This window comes from Cohnella caldifontis, assembly GCF_029360585.1.
Lineage (GTDB): Bacteria > Bacillota > Bacilli > Paenibacillales > Paenibacillaceae > Cohnella > Cohnella caldifontis.
This window is the reverse complement of sequence record NZ_JAQZSJ010000042.1, coordinates 1-3945: the sequence shown is the minus strand read 5'-3', so window position 1 is coordinate 3945 and position 3945 is coordinate 1. Positions and strand designations below refer to the sequence as shown.

General features: G+C 36.9%; 3 protein-coding genes and 2 pseudogenes. All 5 read right to left on the bottom strand.

All coding sequences use genetic code 11. The features are described 5' to 3' along the window. Window positions 1-44: 44 nt before the first annotated feature. Window positions 45-266 (bottom strand): annotated as a pseudogene (locus tag PTZ19_RS25205) (VOC family protein); the annotation flags it as partial. 51 nt (window positions 267-317) lie between these two features. Then, window positions 318-848 (bottom strand): hypothetical protein, encoded by a 531-nt coding sequence (locus PTZ19_RS25200; protein WP_276358461.1) that lies wholly within the window; start codon window positions 846-848, stop codon window positions 318-320. 95 nt (window positions 849-943) lie between these two features. Beyond that, the gene (lepB, locus tag PTZ19_RS25195; RefSeq protein ID WP_276358460.1) at window positions 944-1384 is read right to left on the bottom strand and encodes a signal peptidase I; all 441 of its coding nucleotides are present in this window, start codon (window positions 1382-1384) and stop codon (window positions 944-946) included. Between the two features lie 217 nt (window positions 1385-1601). Continuing rightward, window positions 1602-2087 (bottom strand): hypothetical protein, encoded by a 486-nt coding sequence (locus PTZ19_RS25190; RefSeq protein ID WP_276358459.1) that lies wholly within the window; start codon window positions 2085-2087, stop codon window positions 1602-1604. A gap of 305 nt (window positions 2088-2392) precedes the next feature. After that, window positions 2393-2867 (bottom strand): annotated as a pseudogene (locus tag PTZ19_RS25185) (VOC family protein). Window positions 2868-3945 lie beyond the last annotated feature (1078 nt).

Genomic DNA, 3945 nt, shown 5'->3' with positions numbered 1-3945 from the left:
TAGCTTTTTGTTTTTTATACTGTCTACTTGACAGGGGTCAGTTCAGATTGATTGCCAATAAATGCTTCTTGCTCCGGTTTCGATGCTCTCGCCAATAATATGGTCGTGCCGACCGAACCGGGAGGAGATACGACGACCCAACGCTTATCTTGTTCAGGCTGAAAAGTATCCTCCACTACCGTAAAATGGAGCTTCTTTGTATAAAAATCTATGGCCTCATCATAGTCTTTTACCACAAGCGCAATATGGACGATGGACTGGAGCATTCTCGTTACTCCTCTAATTTGTATTGTCTAAGATTTCCGATAGCGTTCACCTTAAGCCTCTAAAATTTTTTCACTGGGGTACTTTAGATAAGTTGTTCCATGAACGATTGAATTAAATCTAATGCCATCTTCTTCATCAAATATTTCATAAGGCGGATCCACCGGAGCATGACTTAATATTGTTCCATTCCTATCCCTTAACAAACAATCCAATTCACCTGTTTCAAGAATCAATCCGTTTGAAAGTATATTGAAATCCCAAAACAAACAATGTTCAAATTCGTTAGAAATCTGGCAAGTATTCATATTTATCGTAAATGACTTCTTCTTCCCACCAATAAAAATTGTCCGTGTTTCTTCCGAACAAAATACCGTTAGATCATTAACTTCAAAACTACTACAGTTTAAAAAACAATGAATCGTGATTTCATCATTCACTCTCAGGTAGACTAATGAATCGCATTCATCTGTATCATTAAGGTAAGCGATCACGTCAGGTTCTGAACCGATATCAGTGAGTTCCAATTCTTTAATTTCAACACTCAAATTCGAGGTGATTTTGTAACTCAACCCCACTTTCATAAACTCACCTCCAAGGAAGAGAACTGACGAATGTTGTATAACGTCCCGTGTTTTCACGTACCCGAGAACCATTCTGTCACAAAGTGACCGGCTGTTCATCGAGTATGCTTAATAGAAGTCACCTTCCCAATAATATGCGATCTATTAATTGGACCAAACATTCTGCTGTCGTAACTATTATCAATATTGTCTCCGATAACATAGAACTCATCTTGTTGTAATGTAATTTCCGTGTCTTCACCAATTTGATACTTCGAATGATAAAGCTCTGTACCATTCACCAAAATTTGAGTCCCAACAACTTCTATCCGGTCTCCTTCAACTCCAATAACACGCTTGCAATACGATTTATTATCTTGTTTGAAGATGATGATATCATTTACAACAATATCGGTGCTCAAATTAGTACTAACCTTCACTCGATCCCCGTCGCTCAATGTTGGGCTCATTGACGGACCTTCAATTACAAAATTCTTTTCTGTGGGATTTCCAAAAAGTAAAGAAATCAGGAGTATAAAGACTGATATTGCATTCATTCTTCATAATTTCCTTTCCATTAAGATTTTGCATGAAGTCCCTCGTATTCACGACCCATAGTACCTTAAGCCCCAACGGGGTGGCCGCGGCGCGGTTAGATTCGCAGGATTGTCTGCCTGTATCCACTCCTCGAAATGCCTCGGGCGGACCGAGCTGCCTTAAGGCTGCGATGCGTGAATGCTATGAAAGCTGAAGTCTGCAACTTCGTCGAATGTTCTATTTAGCTTGTTTAATTTCAGATAATTTAATTACGAATTTTGAATTTGGCAGATAATAAATTTCATATTCACTAATAGAATCTAGGGGTATTATATATTCGTTTTTTAATCTAATATTTTTTATTTCTATTGTTTGATACAAATCTCTTCTTGACTTCCCTGAAATGTAGTCTGGTTTCCCTCTGATTATTTCATAATCCTTCGAAATATATGCAGGGATATCCATATAACTAGGCAGAAATTCATTTATAAAAAAAATGATTAATGCGACCCCCGAAAATATTCCAACAACCTGCATAAGTTTATTATTCTTTTTATTTTTCGTTCTTTTAAATTTATTTATAAAAATTGCCCCTATAACTAATGCAATTCCAAAAAGTAAAAAGAATAATGTATGTATAATCCAAAACCAAAATTGTTCTTTTAAATATCGACTTAAAAAAATATGAAAACCAAGATGACTCCAATTACATTTCTCATTCAATTCTTCCTTTTATAATTTTTCGTAGATTTAAGTTAACGTCTTTCGTATTCACGAACCTGTGAACCTTAAGTTCCATAGGGACGGCCGCGACGCGGTTAGGTTCGCAGGGTTGTCGCCTGAGTCTGCTCCCTCGAAAAGCCTCTGGCGACCGAGCAGCCGTAAGGCTGCGATGCGTGAATGCAATGTTAACTGAAGTTCCTGCCTTCGAAGCATAACACAAACAATCTATTGATTTTTTCATTTAGTATTATAGTATTCCAAAATTTAATTTATATTGAAGTCTTATTTGAACGTACTTAGGAAATTTAGCTCCACATCCTATAAAAGTTGAATTTTGTATGGGCGAGGATATTGATTAGCTTGCCGAACGGATCGCGGACAAAAAATCTTCGTACCCCCCATGGTCATTCGCAGGTCCATATTCTATTGGAAATCCGGCTCTTTTCATAAGTTCTAAACAAATATCAATATTGTCAACTTCTATTGAAAGATCAGGTGTAGGTGTCAGTAAGCCTCCATGTGAAGCGAAACTAATTTGAATGCTCATTTTTTCATTTNAATATCAATATTGTCAACTTCTATTGAAAGATCAGGTGTAGGTGTCAGTAAGCCTCCATGTGAAGCGAAACTAATTTGAATGCTCATTTTTTCATTTGAACCATAAGTTACAATCCAACCATGATCCATCAATAAGTCAAGTCCAAGCACCTCTTTATAGAACGATTTAGCCGATTCAATTTTTGAAGTATCAATATTCGCAACAATTCGTTTAACTTTCATTGTTACTACCCCCATGATTTTTGAATTTTTAATCGGGGGAGCCGAGCAGCAGTAAATCTGTGATGCTATTTACCATTTTCTGGTCACCTCTAATTCTATTTATGATACGAACGAATCAGCAGATATATTAATATGCCTATAAATGGCAGAAAAAGCACCATATACGGAGCAATGTTTGAATATATATCGGTACTTTCACTATACTTGCAATCTTTGGTGACCCAATTTACAATTTTTATATGCAAGATTAGTAATACAATTGCACTTATAAGTGCTCCAATTATGGCGAATATTAACCAATCCGGCAAAATATTACCCAGAGCCATCCTTTTGATCACATTCCCCTAGTTTAATTTAAAAAAACCGAATCTCGTATTCACTCTTATGCCCCAACAGGGCGGCCGTGACGCGGTTAGGTTCGCAAGGTTGTCCGCTTGAATCCACTTCCTCCCTATGCCTTAGGCGGACCGAGCAACCGAATGGCTGCGATGCGTGAATTCAGTGTTAGGCGACGTTAATTCTTATTGATTATCGATCTTCAAAATCATTTCCCCATCCAAAAGAATCTGAAATAATATAATGAATCATGAACATCATCAATGATATGAAAATAAATATTGAAATTTGATAATTTCGGTTTTTAATTCTTGAAAAACTGAAGTTAAAAATAATGAATAAAACTATATTTGCAATAGAACTTAGTATTCCAGCTAAAAGTTGACCTATCCCAACTTTCCATCCTACTGGGTAATTATGAATTTTGTATTGTACTTTGTACGAAATATATGTACTCATACATGCTATGAACAACTCTACAATTATTATGTAAATTTTATTTTGTTCGTTTACATTAATTTCCTTAGTGGAAAAATAGAAAAGTAATAAAATGAACAGAAAATTTTGAGCTCACTCCATTCTATAAATCAATGTCGCCTAACGTCTCTCGAATTCACGACCCCGAGAACCTTAAGCCCCAACGGGGCGGCCTCGATGCGGTTAGGTTCGCAGGGTTGTCCGTCTGATTCAGCTTCCACGAAATGCACCGGGCGGACCGAGCAGCCAAAAGGCTGCGATGCGT